This is a genomic window from Neisseria sicca 4320, assembly GCF_000193735.1.
GTDB lineage: Bacteria > Pseudomonadota > Gammaproteobacteria > Burkholderiales > Neisseriaceae > Neisseria > Neisseria sicca_E.
Window position 1 is genome coordinate 1 of the sequence record NZ_AEPF01000010.1, and the last position, 20,474, is coordinate 20,474.

Annotated in this window: 14 protein-coding genes and 1 pseudogene; 3 read left to right on the forward strand and 12 right to left on the reverse strand. The window is 51.6% G+C overall.

All coding sequences use genetic code 11. The features are described from left to right. Nucleotides 1-240: pseudogene (locus tag NSCA4_RS13390) on the forward strand (hypothetical protein); the annotation flags it as partial. 32 nt (nucleotides 241-272) lie between these two features. On the opposite strand, the gene NSCA4_RS0100570 reads toward NSCA4_RS13390, so the two are convergent. Beyond that, a complete protein-coding gene (locus tag NSCA4_RS0100570; RefSeq protein ID WP_016686340.1) occupies nucleotides 273-950 on the reverse strand; it encodes an energy-coupling factor ABC transporter permease in 678 nt (225 codons plus the stop codon). A gap of 130 nt (nucleotides 951-1,080) precedes the next feature. Here NSCA4_RS0100570 and NSCA4_RS0100575 point away from each other — a divergent pair, with 130 nt between their 5' ends. Together NSCA4_RS0100575 and greA are read left to right on the forward strand one after the other, a co-directional pair. Continuing rightward, complete coding sequence (locus tag NSCA4_RS0100575) at nucleotides 1,081-4,221, forward strand: DNA translocase FtsK (protein ID WP_016686341.1); 3,141 nt, start codon at nucleotides 1,081-1,083, stop codon at nucleotides 4,219-4,221. 196 nt (nucleotides 4,222-4,417) lie between these two features. Next, nucleotides 4,418-4,894: a transcription elongation factor GreA gene (gene greA / locus NSCA4_RS0100580; RefSeq protein ID WP_016686342.1), complete on the forward strand. Its 477-nt coding sequence runs from the start codon at nucleotides 4,418-4,420 to the stop codon at nucleotides 4,892-4,894. A gap of 240 nt (nucleotides 4,895-5,134) precedes the next feature. Here the strand turns inward: greA and pnp are convergent, their stop codons facing one another. The 11 genes from pnp to NSCA4_RS0100630 form a co-directional block, all read right to left on the reverse strand. Beyond that, nucleotides 5,135-7,255 carry a polyribonucleotide nucleotidyltransferase gene (gene pnp, locus NSCA4_RS0100585; RefSeq protein WP_016686343.1) on the reverse strand — a complete coding sequence of 707 codons (2,121 nt, stop codon included), beginning with the start codon at nucleotides 7,253-7,255 and terminating at the stop codon, nucleotides 5,135-5,137. 233 nt (nucleotides 7,256-7,488) lie between these two features. Beyond that, nucleotides 7,489-8,598, reverse strand: coding sequence for an SGNH/GDSL hydrolase family protein (locus NSCA4_RS0100590; protein WP_016686344.1), 1,110 nt, complete (start codon nucleotides 8,596-8,598; stop codon nucleotides 7,489-7,491). Between the two features lie 113 nt (nucleotides 8,599-8,711). Beyond that, nucleotides 8,712-9,785 carry a peptidoglycan O-acetyltransferase PatB gene (gene patB / locus NSCA4_RS0100595; RefSeq protein WP_016686345.1) on the reverse strand — a complete coding sequence of 358 codons (1,074 nt, stop codon included), beginning with the start codon at nucleotides 9,783-9,785 and terminating at the stop codon, nucleotides 8,712-8,714. A 15-nt stretch (nucleotides 9,786-9,800) separates the two neighbouring features. Next, entirely contained in the window at nucleotides 9,801-11,237 is a 1,437-nt protein-coding gene (locus NSCA4_RS0100600) for an MBOAT family O-acyltransferase (RefSeq protein WP_016686346.1), read from the reverse strand. A gap of 316 nt (nucleotides 11,238-11,553) precedes the next feature. Continuing rightward, entirely contained in the window at nucleotides 11,554-14,034 is a 2,481-nt protein-coding gene (locus tag NSCA4_RS0100605) for a glycogen/starch/alpha-glucan phosphorylase (RefSeq protein WP_016686347.1), read from the reverse strand. Between the two features lie 205 nt (nucleotides 14,035-14,239). Beyond that, nucleotides 14,240-16,240, reverse strand: coding sequence for a glycogen debranching protein GlgX (gene glgX / locus NSCA4_RS0100610; RefSeq protein ID WP_016686348.1), 2,001 nt, complete (start codon nucleotides 16,238-16,240; stop codon nucleotides 14,240-14,242). Further along, nucleotides 16,215-16,376 (reverse strand): hypothetical protein, encoded by a 162-nt coding sequence (locus tag NSCA4_RS15390; protein WP_176621459.1) that lies wholly within the window; start codon nucleotides 16,374-16,376, stop codon nucleotides 16,215-16,217. The genes glgX and NSCA4_RS15390 overlap by 26 nt, the downstream gene beginning before the upstream one ends. Nucleotides 16,377-16,419: 43 nt before the next feature. After that, nucleotides 16,420-17,475, reverse strand: a complete 1,056-nt coding sequence (locus NSCA4_RS0100615; RefSeq protein ID WP_016686349.1) for an HlyD family secretion protein — start codon at nucleotides 17,473-17,475, stop codon at nucleotides 16,420-16,422. A gap of 20 nt (nucleotides 17,476-17,495) precedes the next feature. Next, the gene (locus tag NSCA4_RS0100620) at nucleotides 17,496-18,167 is read right to left on the reverse strand and encodes a TetR/AcrR family transcriptional regulator (RefSeq protein ID WP_016686350.1); all 672 of its coding nucleotides are present in this window, start codon (nucleotides 18,165-18,167) and stop codon (nucleotides 17,496-17,498) included. Nucleotides 18,168-18,732: 565 nt separating this feature from the next. Next, on the reverse strand, nucleotides 18,733-19,767 hold the full coding sequence (gene trpD, locus NSCA4_RS0100625) for an anthranilate phosphoribosyltransferase (RefSeq protein ID WP_016686351.1): 1,035 nt from the start codon (nucleotides 19,765-19,767) through the stop codon (nucleotides 18,733-18,735). 67 nt (nucleotides 19,768-19,834) lie between these two features. Further along, on the reverse strand, nucleotides 19,835-20,425 hold the full coding sequence (locus NSCA4_RS0100630) for an aminodeoxychorismate/anthranilate synthase component II (protein WP_016686352.1): 591 nt from the start codon (nucleotides 20,423-20,425) through the stop codon (nucleotides 19,835-19,837). Nucleotides 20,426-20,474 lie beyond the last annotated feature (49 nt).

The window sequence follows — 20,474 nt, forward strand, 5'->3', positions numbered from 1 at the left end:
TCCTGCATTAGCGCTTGGGATGCCGACACCATCGTTGGCAAAGATTAGAAAAGCGCGTTATTGACCTTGGTCGAACCTGTTACCCGCTACGCTATCATCAAACAAACCGATTTCCGAAACATCAGCGATCGGGAGATACGCAGGGTTCAAGATGAGTTGAACCACCGGCCAAGAAAAACACTTGGCTACGAAACGCCAAGTGTTTTATTCTTGAATCTGTTCCAACCACTGGTACCTTAGTGTTGCACTTGAAATCCGAATCCAAGGACCTTTTACCATATCTTATTCGACGGTTTCAGATAGCGTCCGTCATCAAACGTATTAATCCACTGCGGTCTTAACGCAATAAAAATAGCAACAGTAATACCGCTTAAAAACGCCTCTGCCCATGCAATAAGGAAAAACACGGGAAATGCCGTACTCCACAATGCCGTTTCAGGGAAAGCCCGCACCCTGTCCAATATACCGACCAAAACGCCCCCGGTCAGCAACATGCCTGCTGCGGATGCTAAAAAACCATTGACGAAAATGAAGATAAAAATATTGGCGGGAAGCCGGTTGACCCAAGCGCGCGACAGCAAATTGACCGCCAGTGCAGGCAGAAACAGCGCAAGCGCATTGACCGGATAGGCCTGCCAATCTGAGCCGAATATCCAAACATAGGGCAAATACAGCAACGCACAGACCCAAAATGCCAGCGGTACACCGAGCATCAAGGCAATCAGGTTAACCGCCAACAGATGGTAACTCATCCCCGCAAGCTGCCCGCCGTCAGGGGTGGCATTCAAGCTCCAGACCGACGCCAAAATAATCCCTGCCAATGCGGCTGCCGCACCATGTTTTCGAAAATCACGATAAGCCTTCGGCGCGGATAGTGCCAACAATAAAACCAACATGCACCATGCAGCGGCCAAAATCAAACCTGAAAACCATCCCGTTTGGAAAAGCATATATCCTCGATGTTTAAAAAGCGTTTCAGACGACCTGATTATAGTGGAAACAAAGCCTTGTCGGTTTTGTTTCACTCTAAAAAGCGTTAGAATAACGGACTTTGCTTTTTTGACTCGGGAAAATTTCAATATGTTGTGGAGCGTGCTGGTTATTATTTTATTGCTTGCCATCGGCATCGTGTTTTTACTGCACAAAAAACAGGAACAGGATTGGGAACGCGAGCTGGCCCGTCTGAAACGTGACAGGGATTTTGACGAAAATCCGGACGAAGCATACGAACTTGCGGAAGAAGCAAAAACCACTGGAAACAAAACCATCGCCCGCCAGCGTCTTTTGGCGGCGCAACACGACTATAAAAAACGTACGCAAACGCTTTCAGACGACTCCTCTTTCTCTCCAAGCTCGCTGGCAGAGGCTATGGGCGCATTTCAAGTTTCCCCTTCCGTACAAGAAGATGCGGCAGATTCATCACCCGCATACGAAACGTCGTCTGGAACCGATTTCGAGCCGGAATACCTCCACGAGCCTGAATTTCCCGCAACGCGCGACAATCTCCTCCCCAAAGTCCGTCCAAATGCCCACAAACCTGAGCAATATCCGGAAATCGTACCGTTTGAAACGTCCGATACGCCCGAATATACGCCCGGTTTGGTAACAGGCGGCGCTCTCGAAGAGATTACTTTGGAAGAAGCCACCCGCTCTCTGACCGAAGCTGCCGTTCAAGAATGGGAAGAGCATCAAACTGCCAAACAACACCCCGTTGCCATCACCGCTGAAAGCGAACCGGAAATCCGTTTGTGTGGGACATCGGTTACACCGATGAAAGGTTTGGAAGTCATTGATTTCAACGACCCTGTCTTACGCCGTACGCGCGAACGCGTCAAATCTTATGTGGACAGCATCCATCTGGAACAAGCCGGCCGACCCCATATCGAAACGGCACAAACCGCTTTGCGTACTGCCGAACGTGAGTCTGTTCCCTATACGTCCGATTATTATGGTCAAAAAGACGAAATCAACGTCATCGACATCCAAAATAATCTCGCCATGCGCCGTGCCGCTCGCGACAAACTTGCCACAGCCGTTGCCCCTGTGCGCGGATACCAGCCTCAAATTATTGAAGATGAAGATATTTTTGCCAATCTGAAACTGCCCGCAAACCGCCGCCGCAAGCTCAAGCACTCCGAAGCTGCCGCAGAAAAAATAACCCGTCGTCAACTGTCTCAACAAGAAGCAGAAAGTGTTGAACCATCAACAGCGAAACCCACCTCATCCTTTACAGCAAGAAGCCCAGCTCCTTCTGTCAGCCGAAAAGCGGCGGTTCCCGCCAAACTGTCCCGCGCCGTTCGTGAAAACACTTTTATCTCCCGTCCGCCCGCTCCTGACACAACCGTCATCGAACCGCCGCCCGTACCGCCCGTACCGGCACCTGCGGTCGATATTCCGAAACCGCCCCAATTCGATTTACCCGAAAACAAAATCGATATTCCCGAACCGCCCGTGTTCCGTAATCATCCCTCCGTTTCCGTATTTGAGTCGGAAGTTAACGCGCACATCAGCAACAATCCGGAAATCTCTATACATGATTACCTGATTCGCGAATCGGCAAGCGACACAATTAATGACGTTGATTCCGAAGCAGACAAAGATACCGTGGATGTATTCGGACGCGGCCTGCCACATGAGCAAACGTCGTCTGAAAACATTGAAACCAATGAAACACCATGGTTTGACGGCGACGATGATTGGGACGCGGCTTCAGACGACCTCACCGCCCCGCAGACGAACAGTATCCATCTGCCGACTACCGCCCTGCTCCTCCCGCCCCAATTCGACCCTGCCGCTACGCAGACCGAAGAAGAATTATTAAACAACAGCATCACTATCGAAGAGAAACTGGCGGAATTCAAGGTCAAAGTCAAAGTTGTGGATTCTTATTCCGGTCCGGTGATTACGCGTTACGAAATCGAACCTGATGTCGGCGTGCGCGGCAATTCGGTCATGAACCTCGAAAAAGACCTCGCCCGTTCGCTCGGCGTTGCCTCTATCCGCGTTGTCGAAACCATTCCCGGCAAAACCTGCATGGGTTTGGAACTGCCGAACCCGAAACGCCAAATGATACGCTTGAGCGAAATTTTCAATTCGCCTGCGTTTGCCGAATCCAAATCCAAGCTCACGCTCGCGCTTGGTCAGGATATTACCGGACAGCCTGTCGTTACCGACTTGGGCAAAGCGCCGCATTTGCTGGTTGCCGGTACGACCGGTTCGGGTAAATCGGTCGGCGTTAACGCCATGATTTTATCCATGCTCTTCAAAGCGACGCCTGAAGATGTGCGCATGATTATGATTGACCCGAAAATGCTGGAATTAAGCATTTACGAAGGCATTCCGCACCTGCTCGCGCCTGTCGTTACCGATATGAAGCTGGCAGCAAACGCGCTTAACTGGTGCGTCAATGAAATGGAAAAACGCTATCGCCTGATGAGCCATGTAGGCGTGCGCAACCTTGCAGGCTTCAACCAAAAAATTATGGAAGCAGCGGCACAAGGCATGAAAATTGCCAACCCGTTCAGCCTGACACCCGACAATCCCGAACCTTTGGAAAAACTGCCGTTTATCGTCGTCGTGGTTGACGAATTTGCCGACTTGATGATGACCGCAGGCAAGAAAATCGAAGAACTGATTGCCCGTCTCGCCCAAAAAGCCCGCGCTGCCGGTATCCATTTGATCCTTGCCACGCAACGCCCAAGCGTCGATGTCATCACCGGTCTGATTAAAGCAAACATCCCGACACGCATCGCGTTCCAAGTGTCCAGCAAAATCGACAGCCGCACGATTCTCGACCAAATGGGCGCGGAAAACCTGCTCGGACAAGGCGATATGCTGTTCTTGCCGCCCGGAACAGGCTATCCGCAACGCGTTCACGGTGCGTTCGCTTCAGACGACGAAGTACACCGCGTAGTCGAATATCTGAAACAATTCGGAGAGCCCGATTACATCGACGATATTCTGATGAGCGGCACAACCGACGATCTGCCGGGCATCAGCCGCAGTAGCGACAGTGAAGTTGATCCGATGTATGACGAGGCAGTATCCGTTGTTCTGAAAACGCGCAAAGCCAGCATCTCAGGCATCCAGCGTCAATTACGCATCGGCTACAACCGCGCCGCCCGTCTGATTGACCAAATGGAAGCAGACGGCATCGTTTCGCCTGCCGAAACCAACGGCAACCGTACCGTTTTGGCACAAAGCAGCGAACATTTGGACTAAAGCCACACCACCGCAGGGAAAAAGCCGATTGCCGTTGCAGTTTCCCCTGGTTTTGGTACAATACCGCCATTCATTCTTAAACAGACAAGCCGCCGAAATTTAGGCGGCTTGTATTTTTATTTTCATTTTGTGGATTATATTTACCGCGTATTACCAGGCAAAAGCAGCCCAAACGCTTTTGCGGAGAAGACAAACCATGCAAAAAATTCCATTGACCGCACGCGGCGCAGAATTACTCAAACAAGAATTGCAACGCCTCAAAAGCGTCGCCCGTCCCGAAATCATTGAAGCCATCGCCGAAGCGCGTTCACACGGCGACTTGTCCGAAAATGCCGAATATGAAGCTGCCAAAGAAAAACAAGGCTTTATCGAAGGCCGTATTTCCGAGTTGGAACACAAATTATCCATGGCGCACATCATCAATCCTGCCGAAATCCACGCAGAAGGCAAAATCGTCTTCGGTACGACCGTAACGCTGGAAGATTTGGAAACCGAAGAACACGTTACCTATCAAATCGTCGGCGAAGACGAGGCAGACATCAAAGAAGGTAAAATCTACGTCGGCTCCCCCATTGCCCGCGCCCTAATCGGTAAAGAGGAAGGCGATGTTGCCGAAGTACAGGCCCCTGGTGGTGTACGCGAATACGACATTATTTCGGTTCAATATATCTGATTGCCCTGAATATTATTAATATAAAAGGTCGTCTGAAAACCAAAGAAAATGGTTTTCGGACAACCTTTTCAGCATTCTCCCTAATTGCTGCTTAAAAGGAAAAGGAACGATAAATCAAAGTTCCGACACAAGACAACTCAACTTCATATTCCTGCCCCCTACTTTTTCATCCGCATTCAGCAAAAAAGGTCGTCTGAAATTTTTCAGACGACCTTTCATCAATCAAAATCGACTCAACGATTATTCAGGTGCTTTTTCTTCGCGGGCAGGAGCTTCGACCAAAGCCTTGATAGACAGACGTACGCGGCCGCGGTCGTCCACTTCCAACGCTTTCACATTCACAACCTGGCCGACTTGCAGATAGTCGCTGACATTGCGCACACGCTCGTGGGCGATTTGGCTGATGTGTACCAAACCGTCTTTGCCCGGCATCACGCTGACGATGGCGCCGACGTTGTTGTCGAGGATTTTAACCACAGTACCTTCGTACACTTTGCCCACTTCCACTTCGGCAGTGATTTCTTCGATGCGTTTTTTCGCAGCGTCGCCGGCTTCTTGAGTGGTTGCGGCAATAGTGATGGTGCCGTCTTCCGCGATATTGATTTCAGTACCGGTTTCAGAAGTAATCGCACGGATGGTTTCGCCACCTTTGCCGATAACGTCGCGGATTTTGTCTTGGTTGATTTTCATGGTGAACAGGCGCGGAGCATGGGCTGACAACTCTTGCGGACCTGCCACGGCAGCTTTCATCTGCTCCAAGATGTGCAGACGCGCGTCTTTGGCTTGCGCCAAGGCAATCTGCATGATTTCTTTGGTAATGCCTTGGATTTTGATGTCCATTTGCAGCGCGGTTACACCCTCGGTCGTACCGGCAACTTTAAAGTCCATGTCGCCCAAGTGGTCCTCATCACCCAAGATGTCGGTCAATACGGCAAATTTGTTGTTGTCCAAAATCAGCCCCATCGCGATACCGGCAACGTGTGCTTTCAAAGGCACACCGGCAGACAGCAGGCTCAAGCAGCCGCCGCAGACGGAAGCCATAGAAGACGAACCGTTGGACTCGGTAATTTCGGAAACGACACGCATGGTGTAGCTGAATTCTTCAGGGGACGGCAATACGGCAACCAATGCGCGTTTTGCCAAACGGCCATGTCCGATTTCGCGGCGTTTCGGCGCGCCGACGCGACCGACTTCGCCGGTAGAATATGGCGGGAAGTTGTAATGCAGCATGAAGCGGTCGGTGTATTCACCGGAAAGCGCGTCAATGATTTGTTCGTCGCGGGAAGTACCCAAAGTCGCTACGGCAAGGGCTTGGGTTTCGCCACGGGTAAACAGGGCGGAACCGTGTGTGCGCGGCAATACGCCGGTTTGGATGTTCAAAGGACGGACGGTGCGGGTATCGCGACCGTCGATACGCGGCTGACCATCCAAAATTTGGGTGCGGACAACGTCGGCTTCCAAATGTTTGAAAATACCTTTGATTTCATTGGCAGCCAGAGTATCGGTTTCTTCGCTAATCAGCGCATCTTTCACTGCACTCCAGGCTTCGTCCAATTTAGCGGAACGTGCTTGTTTTTGACGGATTTTGAACGCTTCTTTAATGGCTTCGCCAGCAATTTCGCGCACTTTGGCAACCAATTCTTCATTGGTTTCAGGCGCTTTCCAATCCCATACTTCAGGGTTTACTTCATCGGCGAACTCGTTGATGGCGTTAATCGCCACCTGCATTTGGTCGTGACCGTAAACCACGGCACCCAGCATCACATCTTCCGGCAGGATTTTGGCTTCAGATTCCACCATCAAAACAGCTTTGGATGTACCCGCAACCACCAAGTCCAGCTTGGATTTAGCCAGTTCGGCTTTAGTCGGGTTCAGCACATACACACCGTTTACATAACCTACTCGCGCAGCACCAATCGGACCGGCAAACGGTACGCCGCTCAACACCAGCGCAGCGGACGCGCCGAGCATGGCAGGAATGTCGGAATCGATTTCAGGATCAACGGAAACCACCATCGCAACGATTTGGATGTCGTGGTAGAAACCTTCGGGGAACAGCGGACGGATAGGACGGTCGATCAGACGGCTGGTCAAGATTTCTTTTTCGCTTTGTTTGCCTTCGCGCTTAAAGAAACCGCCGGGGATTTTACCTGCGGCATAAGTGCGCTCAAGGTAATCAACAGTCAGAGGGAAAAAGTCTTGACCTTCTTTGACTTCTTTATTGGTAGTCACAGCAACCAAAACAACGGTGTCGCCCATCGATACTTTAACAGCCGCTGCTGCTTGGCGCGCGATTTCGCCGGTTTCCAAAGTAACGGTGTGATTGCCATATTGGAAGGTTTTAACGTGTTTATCGAACATTTCGTTCCTTTCGAAATGCCGCACGCTAAAACACTAATAATGCACACTAAAAGTGAGAATGTGCATAGTTAGGGTTTCAGGTGTGCGGCGGTTGGTAAAAACTATATTTTTCAGACGACCTTTTAAAGGTCAATCCAAACGCGCATTATAATAGCAAATGTAAGTAAATCCAAGCATTCATGACAGCAAAAAGTCATCTGAAACGCCTTTCCGTGTTTCAGACGACCTTTTGTTTAATCCGCCATTTGTATCAAACTGTCGGCGAGGCGGTCGGCGGCTTGGCGGTAGCCTTTGCCTGAGAAGTGGACGCCGTCTTTAGCGGCAAGGCCTTGGTTCATCCAACTTTTCATGCTGCATTCTCCACCCATCGCGTTTTGCCACGACCAATACATGATTTTTTCGTCGCGGGCGACGCGCTGCTGCATTTGTTGGATGCTGCTTAAAGTGGCGGGACGTGTGCCGCAGCTTCCTGAAGTGCTTTTAAGGGATTCGGGTGCGCCGAGAATCAGGATGCCCGCATCAGGCAGGCTTTGTTTGATTTGGCGGATGTAGCTGCGCCAGCTTTGTTCGGTGGCTGTGATGTCCAAATCGCGGGCGAAGGCTTCGTTGGTGCCGTAGGCGATGATGACGAGGTCGGCGCGGGTTTGGGCAAGGTCATCCTGCCAAGAGGGACGCCATTTGGACCAGTGAGTCAGTTGCGCGCCGTTGATGCCGAGCGCGGAAACGGTTACGCCGCGTCCGGGATTTTCGATATTGATGTAGCCGATGTCCCAAGGCATGGAGCTGCTGAGGGTCAGCGGCAGGCGGCTGTTGCTGCGGATAATTTGCCAGCCGCTGTTTCCGGCGGGAACTTCGCGTCCGTTGAATGAAAGGGTTTGTTCGGGCAGGACGGGTTTGGCGAAGACGGAAATCTGCTTATCGCCGCTGCTGCCGTCTTTGGCACTGATGGTAACGCTGCTGCCGTTGGCTTTGGCGATGATGCCGCCTAAGGGGAAGTCGTCTGAAACGCTGCGGCTGCTGACGGTTTGCCACGAGCCGTCATAGCGGACGGCTGCGCTGCGCTGACCTTTGACGGTAGAGGGGTAAATCCAGCCTATGCCGCCATCGCCCCATTTTTGTTGGAGACGCAGGCGCAGTTGTTCGGTGAAAAGGTCGCCGGCGGTGTGTGAATCGCCGATTTGGAGGATGCGGAATTTGCCGTCCGAGCTGCGGTCGAGTTTTTTGAGCTTGGAGAGCCATGTGGGACGGCTGCTGCCGTAGTTTTCCAGCAGCATATCGGCGGCTGGGGCGGCGGCAGACAGGCACAATGCGGTAAGGGATACGGACAGGGTTTTGATATTCATGAGTTTCCTGTGTGTGGTTTCAGACGACGTCTTTTGACGCGGCGGACGGCTATTGTAACGAAAAAGACGGCATTGGATAAACAAAACGCCGTCCTTTTGCTGCCGATGCGGGCTTAACGTGCGGATAATTGTTCCGTGCGTTCTTCGCCGTTCATTTCAGGGGTCGTCTGAAAAACGATTTTTTCCATGATTTTATCCGCCAGCAGTTTTTGCCCTTCAGCAGAGAAGTGGATGCCGTCTTTGCTGCGGTAGCGGATGATTTTTCCATTGATGTTGACGGAGTCGGCGTAGGTGTCGGAGCCGTTGCTGAGGAGCTTGTCGGTCGGTATCCACAAGGCTTTTGGACTGATCTCGTCTGCTAAAAGTTTGTCGAGATATCGCATTTGCTTGTTAAGTTTTGCCTGTTTCATATAAGGAATGCCCATCCAAATGACTTGGACATGGTGTTGCTCGGCGGCGGTCAGGATGCGGTTGACACGGCTGAGGTATTCTTCCGACCATTCGGGCGAGGCGAATTTCAGGTATTTTTTGCCTTTTGGGAAGTCCCACGGGTCGTTAGGACCGAGGAAGACGACCAAAAGGCGGATGTCGGTTTGTTGTTTGAGTGTCTGCTCGATGGTGTTCGGCCAGTCGAAAAACTTGGGATAGGATAATCCGGTACTTTGTTTGCTTAGGTTCACCGACTGGATACCGTATTGTTTTTTCAGGCTTCTTTCGACAAAAGGCGCAACGCCCTGCATCATCGAGTCGCCCGCAAAAAAGACCTTGTCGCCTTGTCCGAGAACGATATTGGCGGGCGGGGCGATAGGGAGACGGTGCGTGTCGGGTTGTCCGCCGTTTTGTGCCGTTTGGGGTTGACGTCCGTCGGCGGGACGGTTTTTTTCGTGCGGTTCGGACGCATTGAGTGCATCTTGTTCAGACGCCCCGTCGTTTTGAGCGATTTGAGGCTCCGATTCGGCAAGTGTAGGCTGTCCTGCCAAACGTGCTTTGAGGTCGTCTGAAAAAGCGTAAGCGTTTTGTTGCAACTGTGCGCCGGTGCGCCACCATTCATATTCGGACAGCGGTTCCAGCGGGGATGCCTGATGATAAGTTTGCTGCCAATAGGCATTGATGGAGTCTTGGCTGAACCACGCCGCGCCGAAAGTGCAAACCAAAAGGGAAGCAAACAGGGAAATAAAGCGTTTCATGTTCTGATTATCCTTTTAAAAGTCGGCGTAAATAAAGCCTGGGATGCCCGACGGCGCCAATACGATAATTAGCACCAACGCCAGCGTCAGCGGTATAAACCAAAGCCACATCGGCATTTTTTCCAACACCGTCACCGCGCCGTCAAACAGGCGAAGCAAATACGGGTAGAGTAAAATCATCAGACCAAACGCGGCAAGCAACAGGATATCCGCCTGCTTTGGAGCCGCCCACCCCGATTCGTTGGCGAACAAGGCATCAAAAACCATCTGCGTATCGGCGAGGCTGCTTGTGTTGAACACGACGAAAGTGAAGCAGACGAAATGGAAAGTGACGAACCAGGCAAGCGGACGCAAGATTTTCAGACGACGTGAACCGTCCCGACCGAATATCTTGTCGCCGCAGTTGAGCAAAATTAATGCCACGCCGTGCAGCGCGCCCCAAAGCAGGAAATTCCAGCCGTAGCCGTGCCAAACGCCTGACAACACCATCGCCAGCAACAAGTTGAACTGCGTCAGGACGAAGCCGTGTTTGTTGCCGCCCAAAGGAATATAAATATAGTCGCGTATCCAAGTGGAAAGGCTGATGTGCCAACGGTTCCAGAAGTCGCGGATATTGAACGCGCGCAGCGGTGCGGCAAAGTTTTTCGGCAGGCGGAAACCGAGCAGCATCGCCATCCCGATAACCAAATCCGAATAGCCTGAAAAATCAAAGAAAAGCTGGAAAGTATAGCCGTACACACCCGACAACACGCCCCAGCCGTCAAACTGGGCGGGATTCTCGAAAACAGGCGATACCCAGCCTTCTCCCAGCGCGCCCGCCAACCACCATTTCTTTGCAATGCCGAGCAAAATCAAGCACACCGCCAGCGCGGGGCGCACCAATGCGCGCGGTTCGGCAGTCCGAATCTGCGCCAAAGCCCCCGCCTGTTCGCCGTCTATGCTTTTAAACGCCGCCGCGCGGATAATCGGTCCGGAAGTAATCGTTGGGAAAAAGCTCAAATGCAGCAGCAACTCATGCCACGCAAACCGGTCGCCCATCGGATGACGGCAGCAGTACACCAAATAAGCCAAAGATTGAAACGTGTAATAAGACAGCCCCAAAGGCATCAAGATATCGACAATCTCGCTCTGCCCCGTGTATTGGCGGATAAACGGGCGGAAAAAATCGAAATATTTGAAGAAACACAATACCGCCAAAGCCGACGCTATGCCGAAGCCCAGCCAAAATTTCCGCACGTTTTCCTTTTCAGACGACATCAAAAGAGCAAGCAGATGCACGCAGGACGAATAGCAGGCAATCACAGCGGCAAAGATGGGATTCAAGTGATACAGCCAACCCATACCCGCCAGCAGAAGCAAAACATTCTGCACCGACGGCATACGGAAAAATGCCCAATAAAGAGGCAGAAAAGCAATAAAAAATACTGCGAATTCAATCGACAGCAACGGCATAAATGTTCCTTGAAATTTTTATTATTCAGACGACCCGAAATATAGGTTTGGCAACTTGAAATAAAACCATGCATTGTAAATAAGTGTTCGAATCTATACAACTAACGTTAATCTGAAAAAATAACCGTTCGTCAAAAGGATAGGCAACTAAAGCGTTTGCACATGGCATCATTTTATTTATAATTATTTTACATATAAATACCTATCCCATCGGGAAAGAGCGATGCCTGAGTCTCTCTTAAAGTATTATGTAAATAAAAACAGCCGATACCTTCCTGTATCGGCTGTTTTGTTTACCGCTTCATTCATATCGGCCTTACTGGTGTTTGGGCAGCTCTTTCAAAGTGAGCGGCTGGATGTACCAAATATCGCGGCAGTAGTCGGCGATGGATCGGTCGGACGAGAAGAAGCCCATATTGGCGATGTTGATCAACGCGGATTTTCGCCATGCGGCAACATCGCGGTAGTGTTCGTCCGCTTTGTATTGCGTGTCGATGTAACTGCGGAAATCTGCCATCAGTTGATAGAAATCGCCGTAAGGTTGCAGGACGTCGTTGTAGCGGTTCGGCTCTTCAGGGGAGAATGTACCGTTGCTGATTTGGTTGACGACGCGGCGCAGGTCGTTGTCGCGCTCGATGTAGCTTAACGGGTCGTAACCGTTGCGGCGGATTTCTTCCACTTGCTCGACGGTGTTACCGAAGATGAAACAATTGTCCGCGCCGACCTTTTCCAGAATTTCGACGTTTGCGCCGTCCAGCGTACCCATGCAGAGTGCGCCGTTGAGTGCGAATTTCATGTTGCTGGTGCCCGATGCCTCCGTACCTGCCAGTGAGATTTGTTCGTGCAAATCGGCGGCGGGAATGATGATTTGGGCGAGGCTGACGCTGTAATTAGGGATATAGACGACTTTAATCAGGTCGCGGATACGTTCGTCGTTGTTGATGGTTTTTGCTACATCGTTAATCAGGCGGATGATTTTTTTCGCCATATAGTAAGCGGATGCGGCTTTACCGGAGAAGATGAAGACACGCGGTTGCCAGTCGAAATCCGGGTTTTCCAGGATTTTGTTGTAGCGGTCGACGATGTGCATCAAATTCAATGCTTGGCGTTTGTATTCGTGGATGCGTTTGATTTGGATGTCAAACAATGCGTCCGTGTTCACCTTGATACCCAATTCGGTTTCGATGTATTTGGCGAGGCGTTCTTTGGCGGCTTTTTTCACTGCACCGAATTCCGCCTGTACGCTTGCATCGTCAACTTTTTCGTTGAGCTTGGTCAGATTGTCCAAATGCAGACGCCAGTCTTGTTCGCCCAAGTGTTTATCGAGGAAACGGGTCAATTCGGGATTGGCGATGTTGATCCAGCGGCGCGGGGTCACGCCGTTGGTTACGTTGGTAAAGCGTTCGGGGAACACTTTGGCAAAGTCGGCGAAAATGGAAGTCGTCATCAGGTCGGAGTGGATTTTCGCTACGCCGTTGACTTTGTGCGAACCGATGACCGCCAGCCATGCCATGCGGACGCGGCGGCCGTGGGTCTCATCGATGATGGATACGCGGCGGACGAAGTCGTCGTCGAAGTTGCCGATGGCGCGCAGGGCGTTCAGGAAGTAGGCGTTGATTTCAAAGATGATGTCCAAATGACGCGGCAGCAGGCGGCCCATCAAATCAACCGGCCAAGTTTCCAAGGCTTCGCTCATCAGGGTGTGGTTGGTGTAAGAGAAAATCTTGCAGCACATATTCCATGCTTCGGTCCACGCGATGCCTTCTTCGTCAATCAAGATGCGCATCAACTCGGGAATCGCCAGTACGGGGTGGGTATCGTTCAAGTGGATGGCGACTTTGTCGGCAAGGTTTTTAATGCTGGGGAAACGGCATTTGTGGCGCGCTACGATGTCTTGTACGGATGCGGAAACAAGGAAATATTCCTGTTTCAGGCGCAATTCGCGACCGCTGTCGGTGGAGTCGTTCGGATAGAGGACGCGCGAGATGTTTTCGTCGCTGTTTTGCGCACGGACTGCGGAAGCGTAATCGCCGCGGTTGAAGTCTGCCAAATCAAAGCGGTTGCCGGCGTGTGCCGTCCACAGCCGCAACGGGTTGGCGACGTCACCGCCGTAGCCGGGGATAATCTCATCGTATGCCATCGCAGAAATTTCTTCGCTTGGATGCCATTCTTTTTTATCACCCATATTGATGACTTGTCCGCCGAAGCTGACGGCGTATTGTTTGTTCGGACGGCCGATTTGCCATGCCAAATCTTGGTCGAGCCATAAATCGGGTTTTTCGACCTGCTGGCCGTCCACGATTTCTTGTTTGAACATACCGTATTGATAGCGGATGCCGTAGCCCATGGCGGGAATGCGCAAGGTGGCGAGCGAGTCGAGGAAGCAGGCAGCCAAGCGACCCAAACCGCCGTTGCCCAAGCCGGGGTCTTGTTCTTGTTCGCAGACATCGGCGAACTCTTTGCCCAATTGTTTGAACGCCTCTTCAAATTCGGCATAAACGCCTTCGTTAATCAAAGCGTTGACGAAGGCGCGTCCCAACAGGAATTCCATGGAAAGGTAGTAAACCATGCGTTTGCCGTTGTCGATGTGGGCGCGGCGGGTTTGCAGGAAGTCTTCGGCAATCAGGTCGCGCGCGGCGAGCATGGCGGCGTTGAGCCATTGGTGTTCGGTCGCCTCTTTCGGATCGACGCCCAAAATGAAAATCAATTTATAGACAATGGACTTGCGGATGGTTTCGGCATCCGGTTTCGGCATGACATAATCAAAACCTGAAATGGGTTGTTTTTTCTTAGCCATGATAGCCTTTCTCTGTTGAGGATGGGGTGATGAAGCGGGGGAATTTGTATCTTTTGGCGGTCTGAGGTCGTCTGAAAAGCCGTATGCCTTTATGTTCCGTTAAGCAAGTCAATCAAGTAAATTTATTACTAATCCCCAGCATTATAACTGAGACATCATGAATAACAGGTTTATCTCTTAAAAACATCTCGCTAACTAAAAAGTATTATTTATCCGGCGATGCGTTTGTACGATGCAAAACCCAAATACCCATATGTTCGACTGTCAGCTTGCCATCTGTATTGTAATTAAACTTCTCAGATGGTACGCAAGAAAGCTGCCAACTTCCTTGAGGCAGGTTAAATATTTGTCGACTACGTTTGGCGTTGATCAACAGTAGCCACTCATCGTCCAGCACAATCTGCATAGCTTTTGCGCTGCGATTGTGCCAGCAAAGCTCGCCCATCGGTTCGCCTTCTGCATTGAGCCAGCCGACACGCTCTTTTTCCCACCAGACGTCATCACCCAGTAATTTAATTTCTTGCCGCAGGCGGATTAATTCGCGCGTATAGTTTTGCAACGCCTCATCCGCCTGATGCCAATCCAGCCAAGTTATCGGGTTGTCCTGACAATAGCTGTTGTTGTTGCCCTGTTGGCTGTTGCCAAACTCGTCACCCGCCAGCAGCATGGGCGTGCCGTTGGCAAGGAACAGCGAGGCAAGCAAGGCTTTGGCGGTGCAGGAACGGTCTTCCAAAACCGCCGCATCTTCGGTTTCGCCTTCGATGCCGTGGTTGTAGCTGATGTTTTCGTTATGCCCGTCGCGGTTGTCTTCGCCGTTGGCGTGGTTGTGTTTTTCGTTGTAACTGACCAAATCACGCAACGTGAAACCATCGTGTGCGGTGATGAAATTGATGCTGGCAGAAGGATGGCGGCCGCTGTGGTTGAAAATATCAGACGACCCCGCCAGACGTTCGGCAAACGCGCCCAAATTGCCGCTTTCCCACACCCAAAACGCACGCATATCGTCGCGGAAACGTCCGTTCCACTCGGCAAAAGGCTGCGGGAAATTGCCCAAGTGATAGCCGCCTTCGCCGATGTCCCACGCCTCGACAATTAATTTGCAGCGTGCCAACACGGGGTCTTGGTAAATCACCTGAAAAAAACGTCCGTAAGCCTGAAAATCGGGTTCGCGCCCCAATACCGTTCCCAAGTCGAAGCGGAAACCGTCCACATGAAATGTTTCCGCCCAATAGCGCAAGCTGTCCGCCGCCCAACGGGTTACGTCGCGGCGGACGATGTTCAACGTATTGCCGCAGCCCGACCAATTTTCATAGCTGCCATCGGGCTTCAGCCAATACCACAAAGCATTGTCTATGCCGCGCTGGCACAGCATCGGGCCTTTTTCATCCTGTTCGGCGGTATGGTTGTACACGACATCCAAAATCACTTCCAAACCTGCTTGGTGCAAGGTTTTGACGGCTTGTTTGAACTCCTCCGCAGCGCGTTCGGCATCTGCGGCATAAGACGGCTCGACGGCAAAATGAGAATAAGTGTTGTAGCCCCAATAATTGCTCAAGCCCATTTTTTGCAGGTGGTATTCGTCCAAATGCTGGTGTACCGGCAGCAGCTCGACGGCGGTCACGCCCAAATTTTTCAAATAATCAATCACGCGCGGATCGGTCAGCGCTTGATACGTTCCCGCGTGTTCCAAATCGGGGAACTGCTTGGTAAATCCTTTCACATGGGCTTCATACACTATTGTCCTACCCCACGGATGGTTCGGACGGCACTCGCCGCCCCAATCAAAATCATCGTCGCCCACTACCACGCTTTTGGGCACCATCGCCGCATTGTCCCGCTCGTCTTCCGGACGAAACCACGCCATTTCTTCATCGTCCCGGTAACTCGGCTTGCCGTCGATTTTTTTGGAATACGGGTCAATTAACAATTTGTTCGAATTGAAACATGAGCCGCCCGGTGCATCAGCGCGTCCGTAAACACGAAAACCATACTGCTGACCTGCTCCGACCTCCGGCACAAAGCCGTAAAACACCGACCCGCGCCGCGAAGGCATTTCCAAACGGGTTTCCTTTCCCTTGTCAAAGAGACACAGCTCGACTTTTGCAGCATGGATGGAAAACAGCGCAAAATTCGCGCCTTCCTCAGTCAGCGACACGCCCATCGGATAAGGCGCACCTTCTTCAATGCGCCATGTTTTGGTTTTCATTTTGTTTGTCCTGATTTGATGGAAACGCTTCGGGCTGCGCTTCCGGATAGGTATTCTTTTTATAGTGGTGATGCTTGAATGGAAAGAGGTCGTCTGAAAAACGAAATCCCGTTTTCAGACGACCTCTTTTAGCCATAAACCTTTGTTTTCATATCAAGGCCGTCCGAATCCGTCAGATGCTAATTCGGCAACCTTACCGCCAGCTCGGCGGGCCATGTCCCTTTGTCGTCGGTTTTCACGAAACCGTTGCCCGTCAGCCCGCCTTTCAGCAGACGGTTGTATTTCACCGCCGTCTCGCGCGGCACTTGCAATTTCACTTTAAACATCAGCTTCGCGCGTTCATCGACCGTTTCCACCGACTTGGGCGTAAATTGCGCGTCCGTCGCGATGAATTTGATTTTGGCGGGGAACACCGCATCAATGCCGTCCAAACGGATACGCGCCTCATCATTGACTTTCAGACGACTTATGCTGTCGGTCGGCAGAAAAATATTCATCGAAACATCGGCAGGATCAAGCAGGCTGACCACTTTCGAACCTGCCGCGACCACGTTGCCCGCTTCCGCAATGGTGTATTCCACCCTGCCCGCTATCGGCGCTCGGATATTCATATCATCGTTGGCGGATGTAGCCGATTTGACTGCCGCCCTCGCCTGTTCGACACCGGCGCGCGCTTCCGCTTGCGCGGCGGCACTTTGCGCCACTGTCGCCCGCGCTTCGTCCCGCGCCGCTTCAGCCGCCTTGACCGCCGCAACAGCGCGCTCATAATCCGCCTGACGTTTGGTAACTTCCGATTGCGACACCAGCTGGTCGGCAAGCAATTTGCGCGCATTGTCCAGCTCCATTTTCGCCACGCGCAACTGCTGCCTGTTCGCGTCCACATTCGCCTGAGCGCGCGCAACCGTCTGTTTCATCTGCGCTTCGGCAGCTTTGGCGCGACCGACCGCCTCCTCTTGGCGCAATTCCGCCGCCCTAGCCTCTTCCAAACGGCTGCTGCTGGTTTCAGACGACAGTTCCGCCAAAATATCGCCCTCTTTCACATCTGCGCCCTCTTCCACCAAAACCGCCTTCACCCGCCCCGGATACAGGCTGGCGACATCGATGCGGTTCAGCTCCAGCCGCCCGTTGGATTGCGCGATCCATGCAGGCAAAGTTTCTTTCTGGTTTTGAAGGACATACCACACGCCGCCCGCAACCATCGCGACGGTAAGAGAAGCAATAACAGCTTTTTTCATGTTGCGTTACACCTTAATCATCAAAACGGACGCGCCTTAGAGCGGTATTGCGGAAACAGCGCGGCAAACGCCCAATCTATCCTTTGGTGGATGGACGAATCGGTCAGCAAATCCTCATGCCGCCCGTTCATCTCATCGGTAAGTATCCCCAACATACGGTAACGCGTGTTCATAATCATCGGCGAGATGACCGCGCCGTTGAGAAACTCAAACTGATTCAACAATTCCAATTCCGACACACCCTCCCTGCCGTCGCACGCCCTGATATGCCGGATCATCCCGTAGGCAAGCATCTTATGCTGCTTTTTTAACGCTTTGGTAATCAAATCCACGCCCTCTTCGCTGTCCAGCAGCATCCTGTGTATCCACGCCAAATGCTCCCGTATCGTAACCGCTAGCCGCCAGACAATCTGATACAGCCGCTCCGCATCTTCGATATTTTGGGCAAAATCGAACGACACCCGCCCCAAAGCCCGATTGCTGTACTCTATCAACATCGCCTTCACGAATTCGTCTTTATCGGCAAACATCCTGTTGAACGTTTCCAAATTCGAATTCAAATGCTCCGCGATCGCCTGCTCTGACAGCCGCTTGTAGCCGCATCTAGGATAAAAACAAATGCCTGCGGAAATAAATTGCGCACTGGTTACACCGTTCATTATCTTCACCTCATCTGCCTGTATTGTTGTCATAGGACAAATATCCAAGACTCAAATGAAACAAAAATCTTCTGAAATATAGTGGATTAACTTTAAACCAGTACGGCGTTGCCTCGCCTTAGCTCAAAGAGAACGATTCTCTAAGGTGCTGAAGCACCAAGTGAATCGGTTCCGTACTATCTGTACTGTCTGCGGCTTCGTCGCCTTGTCTTGATTTAAAGTTAATCCACTATATCAGGCTGTCTGCGGACGCTGCCGTCAACCGTCAACGCATCATCCGCCCCCTGCCCGATACAAATGCCAACCCACTGTTATTTTATAAAACACGCAAAACGCCCCGACTCAATCATCCTGTCTGATTTTTTATTTCACTATATAACAAACCGCCCCCGCCTTCAATGCAGCCAAGCCCCCAATCATCATTAAAATCCGATAGTTAAATTTGTTTTAAGAGGATATGGGTCGTCTGAAAAAACGGTTTCAAACGATTTGAAGGCAAGCACCAAAATAAATAAACGCCTTATCAATATCTGAATGTTTGGAAGTAACTATAAAAAATCGTCTGAAAACTAACTTCCCGTTTTCAGACGACCTTTGCTCATTCTTTAGCAAATTGCTGCGTAAAGCGGATAAATTCTTCTTTTTTCGCTTTTGCCTTGCCCGAATCGATGGCTGCTTCGGCAGCTTTGACACCGTCCGCCAACGAAGGCACGACATTGCCGGCATAAAGCGCGGCGGCGGCGTTGAGCAGGACGATGTCGCGTGCCGCACCATGTTTGCCGCTCAACACTTCATCCATTTTCTCCAACGATTCTTGCGCGTTGGCGACTTTGATTTCGTCCAAATCGCGGCGGATTTCAATGCCGAAATCGGCGGGGCTGATGTCGTATTCGCAGATTTCTCCGTCTTTCAGCTCGGCAACGCGAGTTTTGCCGGTCAGCGTGATTTCGTCCAAACCGCCTTCGCCGCACACGACCAAAACGTGTTTGGAACCAAGCTGTTTCAATACGCGCGACAGGATACCGCATAAGTCGATGTGAAACACGCCCAAGAGCTGGTTCGGCGCACCGGCAGGGTTGGTCAGCGGGCCTAAGATATTGAAGATACTTCTAAACCCGAGCGAACGGCGCACGGGCGCGACGTGGCGCATCGCGCTGTGATGGTTTTGGGCAAACATAAAGCCCAAGCCTGTTTGACGGATGCTTTCGGAGACTTGCTCCGGCGTAATGTTCAACACCGCGCCCATCTGCTCCATCACGTCCGCCGCGCCGCTGGACGAGGAAACGGAACGCCCGCCGTGTTTGGCGACTTTCGCGCCCGCCGCTGCCGCGACAAACATGGAAGTCGTGGAAATATTGAAGGTTTTTGCGCCGTCTCCGCCCGTACCGACAATATCGACGAGGTCGTCTGAATTTTCCAGCGGCACTTTGGCGGCAAATTCGCGCATCACGGCGGCGGCGGCGGTGATTTCCGATACGGTTTCGACTTTAATCCGCAATCCGGTCAAAATAGCGGCGATTTGTTCGGGCGGCACCTGCCCGCTCATAATCTGGCGCATCAGGTCGGTCATTTCATCGTAAAACAATTCATTGTTGCTGATTAATCGTTCGATGGCTTGTTGCGGTGTAATCATGGTTCAATCCTTTTTACGGGTATTTTTACGTCAAACGTCGTCTGAAAATTTTCAGACGACGTTTGGTTTAAGCGGCGGACGCTTGGAAGTCTTTAAATTCTTCCAAAAAGTTTTTCAACATATCGTGTCCGTGTTCGGTCAAAAGGGCTTCGGGGTGGAACTGCACGCCTTCGATGGCGTATTCTTTGTGCCGCACGCCCATGATTTCCTGATCTTCCGTCCATGCGGTAACTTCCAGACAATCGGGCAGCGTATCGCGGGCGATGACAAGGCTGTGATAACGCGTGCAGGTAACGGGGTAGGGCAAATCTTTAAACATGCCTTTGTTTAGGTGGAACACAGGCGAAACTTTGCCGTGCATCAGCGTTTTTGCCCGCACTACATCGCCGCCGAACGCTTCGCCTATCGTCTGATGCCCGAGGCACACGCCCATAATCGGCAGCTTGCCGGCAAAATGGCGCATGGCGGCGACCGAAATGCCCGCTTCTTTCGGCGAACAAGGACCCGGCCCGATAACGAGATATTGCGGCTTCAAAGCTTCGATTTCTTCGAGCGTAATATCGTCGTTGCGGCGGACGACGACTTCCTGACCGAGTTCGGCGAAATATTGGACGATGTTGTAGGTGAAACTGTCATAGTTATCAATGAACAAAAGCATTTTGAATCTAACCTGCTGTTAATTAAAGAATCTTTGTTATTTCCGCCTG